Raw genomic sequence first — 362 nt, forward strand, 5'->3', positions numbered from 1 at the left:
GTGCTGGCCCGCTGGCTGGCGCACGAGAACCCGGACCAGGTGCGGCAGGTCGTCTGCCTCGGTTCGCCCTGGCGGGCCGAGGGCGAGCGCACCCGCGCCACCGGCATGTTCGAGAAGTCGAAGGACAAGCACGGCATCGCCCCGAACGCCCGCGCGATCATCGACCAGCTCCGGGGCCCGGTGCCGGTGCCGCTGACCGCCGTGTGGTCGAAGACCGACGGCATCGTGCCGTGGCAGGGCTGCACCGTGGATCCCTCGACCGATCCGATCGCCGAGAACGTCGAGGTGCTCAGCAGCCACGTCGGCATGGTCGCCAACCCGCTGGTGCTCGCCACGGTGGTCGACCGGCTACGCCAGGACCC

1 protein-coding gene is annotated in these 362 nt (G+C 71.8%); it reads left to right on the top strand.

Translation table 11 applies throughout. The annotated features are described in order from the left end of the window. Positions 1-362, top strand: a 362-nt coding sequence (locus tag ACOADB_RS15805) for a hypothetical protein (protein ID WP_378600455.1), incomplete at both ends; no start/stop codon positions are given.

It is taken from the genome of Nocardioides sp. CPCC 206348 (assembly GCF_048654705.1).
In the GTDB taxonomy this organism is placed as follows: Bacteria; Actinomycetota; Actinomycetes; order Propionibacteriales; family Nocardioidaceae; genus Nocardioides.